3 protein-coding genes are annotated in these 3,815 nt (G+C 41.8%); 1 reads left to right on the top strand and 2 read right to left on the bottom strand.

Annotated features, from left to right (window positions below):
- On the top strand, positions 1 to 1,119 hold a 1,119-nt coding region (locus tag ACEW8O_RS08835; RefSeq protein ID WP_373494260.1), incomplete at its 5' end, for a DUF4221 family protein.
- 647 nt (positions 1,120 to 1,766) lie between these two features.
- Here the strand turns inward: ACEW8O_RS08835 and metX are convergent.
- Both metX and ACEW8O_RS08825 read right to left on the bottom strand, forming a co-directional pair.
- Positions 1,767 to 2,822, bottom strand: coding sequence for a homoserine O-acetyltransferase (metX, locus tag ACEW8O_RS08830; protein ID WP_373494259.1), 1,056 nt, complete (start codon positions 2,820 to 2,822; stop codon positions 1,767 to 1,769).
- Positions 2,823 to 2,883: 61 nt separating this feature from the next.
- Positions 2,884 to 3,815, bottom strand: a 932-nt coding sequence (locus tag ACEW8O_RS08825) for an O-acetylhomoserine aminocarboxypropyltransferase/cysteine synthase family protein (protein ID WP_373494258.1), incomplete at its 5' end; no start/stop codon positions are given.

Below are 3,815 nucleotides of genomic sequence, written 5' to 3'. Positions count from 1 at the left end.
GCCCTATCTTTATTGTCCTTTTTGGTTTATTCAAACTGTAATGAAAAGGTTCAAGAATCCGATGATTCCCAAAAAGACTTTGTTGTCAGCGACAAAATAAAATTATTTGAAATGCCCCCCGAAATCGGCCATTTCAATATGAATTCATTTCAGGATGAACATTCGTTTCTCTATTTTTTTGACTATAAAACCAATGGGCTATTGATTTATTCTTTGGAAAATGATCAATCGGAAAAGCACTTGGTTTTTGAAATGGAAGGCCCCAATGGACTTGGGGGCAATGTCCTGGGTTTTTATGCAGATAATCCAAGTGAACTTTATTTTTCTACCGGAGCAAATACCATTTTGCGATATGATGGTAATGGAATCCTTCAGGAAAAACTTTCTTTGGATACCAAATCCCTTGAGGAGGATGGTGTAAGTTTGTTTTCAAATATTTTTATCAAAAACGGGGATGATTTTTACTTTGCGGCATTCCCTATGGTTTTTGCTTGGACGGAGTTAAGCCCCGGGGAATTGACAAAAATCCCCAATCTTGTCAAATACAATTTGAATGAGAAAGAATTTATTCCAGTGAGCTACTTTCCTGAGGAGTTTGTCGGCACTAATCTCAACAAATCTATATTTCCGCTTCTGAGTAAAGGTCCAAACGGGTCTCCTTTGATCAATATGAATTTTAGGAATATTTACCATTTTAAGGATGGTGAGATCATTTCATCCCCGGCTGCACATTCCAAGTTTCCCAATGACCCACCATTGTCTTCCAGCCCCAATATGTTTGAAGATATGCCTGAAATCATGAAAATGATCAGGTATACAGACATCTATACACAATTGCTTTATCTGCAAGAATTGGATCTGATGGTAAGGGTGGCAAAGTATGAAGACATACCTGAAGGCGAGTTTGGACCTGAGACCCATATTGCATCCAAGTGGGGCCTGGTTTTTTTGGATTCGGACTTCAATAAAGTAGGGGAGTTGGACCTTGAGGAAAACCAATTTAATGGAACCTACATTTTTGGCAATCAGGAAGGGGTTTGGGTTTCCACAGATCATCCGGATAACCCCGAACTTTCAGAGGATTTTTTGAAGTTTAGGTTGATTGAGGTTGGGAGGTGAGAGGGGTTTTTGAGGATGTAGGCATTGTCTTGACCGATGTTTGATGACGGATGACCGATGACCGATGACGCGGTTAATTTGTTATCTATCTTTAAAGTGATTTTAATAAACCTTTTTCTAAAAATATTCAAATTGAATAAAAGAAATATCATCGTTCGGTCTACAGAAAGAAATCTCTTACATCTTGTTTCTCTGATTCCAAATTGCAAATTGACCAACCTATATCGTTCGTGCCTATGGCACTTCTGGGAATCTACACTCCCTCCGGTTCCCGGCAATAAATTACCGGGCTAAAACATCGGTCATGCCTACGGCATTTTCTGATTAATAAAGAATTATAGATGTCTCTGTTTCTTGGCTCCCCGATACTTGGGTCAGGCTTTGATTCTTGGTTCTTTGGTTTAGCGTCCAGCGTCTCAATAGATGTCTCCTGCCGTCGGCATGACAAGGATAAGTCTTTCTTGATAGTAAACACCTTTTATCAAATCATCATGTTTTGTTCTCTTATTTCTTGATTCTTGGCTCCCCGATACTCGGGATAGGCTTTGGCTCTTGAATCTCATGTCTCATATCTCCCGTCTCATATCTAACATCTCCCATCTTGCCTCTGACCCAACATCTGTCATCGGTCATCCAACATCGGCCATCTACCCATTCCCCTCCAAATAAAAACCCTTTAAAATATATTGAAGTTGTCCGTATTCAATCAGGAAAGCATCATGGCCGTAGGATGAATGGATTTCATGGTAGGATCCTCTTTGGACATGTTTGGCTATAAACTGGGATTCTTCTTTTAAAAACAACAGGTCGCGGTCAACGCCGATAGCCAAAATTTTTGAGGGTATTTCTGAGAGTGCCTTTTCCATTCCTCCTCTCCCTCTTCCGATATCGTGGCTGTCCATGGCTTTGCTCAGCACCCAATAGGAAAATGCATTGAAGCGATTGGCCAATTTTTGTCCCTGATATCTCAAATAGGATGAAATGCGGAAATTATCCAGTTTTTCATCTGTATCGGTTTGTTTCAGTGCAAAATCTTCGGGATGCCTGTAGGAAAGCATGGCGATCGCCCGGGCTGCTTCCAATCCTTTTTTTCCGGCATCGGGATGGTTTTGCCCCCAGGTACTGTCCGCCTCGATGGACATTCTCTGCGTTTCATTGAATCCAATGGTCCATGGGGAAGTTTTTGGATTGGAGGCAAGGATAATGGTGTTCTTTACTTTGTTTTGAAGGAGATGTGCCCACTCCAAGGCTACCTGACCACCCAAAGAGCCACCGATAATAGTGTTGACCTGGGAAATTCCCAAATGTTTCCGCACCTTGTCCAAGGATTCCGCAAGGTCTCTGGTACTGAGGTTGGGGAAATCATAGTAGTAAGCTTTACCTGTTTTAGGATTAACAGATAGCGGATTTGTGGAACCATAGCAGGAACCCAAAAGATTGGCGCAAACGATAAAGTATTTGGTGGGATCATAGAATTTATCTTCTCCCACAATTCCGTTCCACCACTCCTGAACATTTGCATCTCCGGTAAGCGCATGGATTACCCAAACCACATTGTCTTTTGAAGTAGTCAAATGTCCTTGGGTGGTATAGGCAATTTCAAATCCCGGCAGAGACTCTCCGGATTCCAGTTCAAATACACCTTCATGCCTGTAGGTTTCCTGCGCCATATCTATAATCAGGTAATTACTTTTTACATCCATTGTACTTAACTAAGTAAAACCTGGCAGGTCTTAAAGACCTGCCAGGTTTTTTTTAAAAGTATTAGGCGATACTATTAAAAGCCTGCTGCAAATCTGCTTTGATATCTTCTATATGTTCGATTCCAAGGGAAATCCTCAATTGGGTAGGGGTGACCCCTGCCGCAATCTGTTCCTCTTCACTCAGTTGTTGGTGGGTAGTAGCGGATGGTTGAATGATCAAAGTTTTGGCATCGCCGACATTCGCCAAATGAGAAATCAGTTTGAGGTTATTGATAAAATTGGAGGCACTTTCTTTACTTCCCTTCAATTCAAAACTCAAAACACCCCCAAAACCATTTGGAAGATATTTCAAAGCCAATGCATGGTAAGGGGAAGATTTAAGCCCAGGGTAATTTACCTTTTGTACTTTAGGGTGCTTTTCTAACCACTCAGCGATGCCCTGTGCATTGTCTACAGTTCTCTGAACACGCAGTGACAGTGTCTCCAATCCCTGCAATAGAAGGAAGGAATTGAATGGACTCAATGCAGGTCCAAAATCCCTTAATCCTTCAACCCTTGCCCTGATAGCAAAAGCAACATTTGGTAATCCTAAGGGATTGTTGTCCCCAAAAACCTCCCAGAATTTAAGACCATGGTATCCTTCGGATGGTTCAGTGAACTGTGGAAACTTCCCATTGCCCCAATTGTAGTTTCCTCCATCTACGATTACACCCCCTATGGAGGTTCCGTGACCGCCAATCCACTTAGTGGCAGACTGTACTACTATGTTGGCTCCATGCTTAATTGGCTGGAATAAGTAACCTGCAGCACCAAAGGTATTGTCCACAATCAATGGTAGGTCGTGTTTTTTAGCCAAAGCAGCAATAGATTCAAAATCAGGAATATTGAATTCGGGATTGCCGATGGTTTCCAGATAAATGGCTTTGGTCTTGTCATCGATGAGTCCTTCAAAATCCTTCGCATGGTTTCCTTTTGCAAATCTTGCTTCAATGC

This window comes from Aquiflexum sp., assembly GCF_041749095.1.
Taxonomy (GTDB): Bacteria; Bacteroidota; Bacteroidia; order Cytophagales; family Cyclobacteriaceae; genus Aquiflexum.
This window is presented reverse-complemented; position numbering and strand designations above follow the sequence as displayed.

Excerpts from the sequence above, each read along its gene's own strand:
- metX (WP_373494259.1), bottom strand. The coding sequence starts at position 2,822 with ATGGATGTAAAAAGTAATTACCTGATTATAGATATGGCGCAGGAAACC.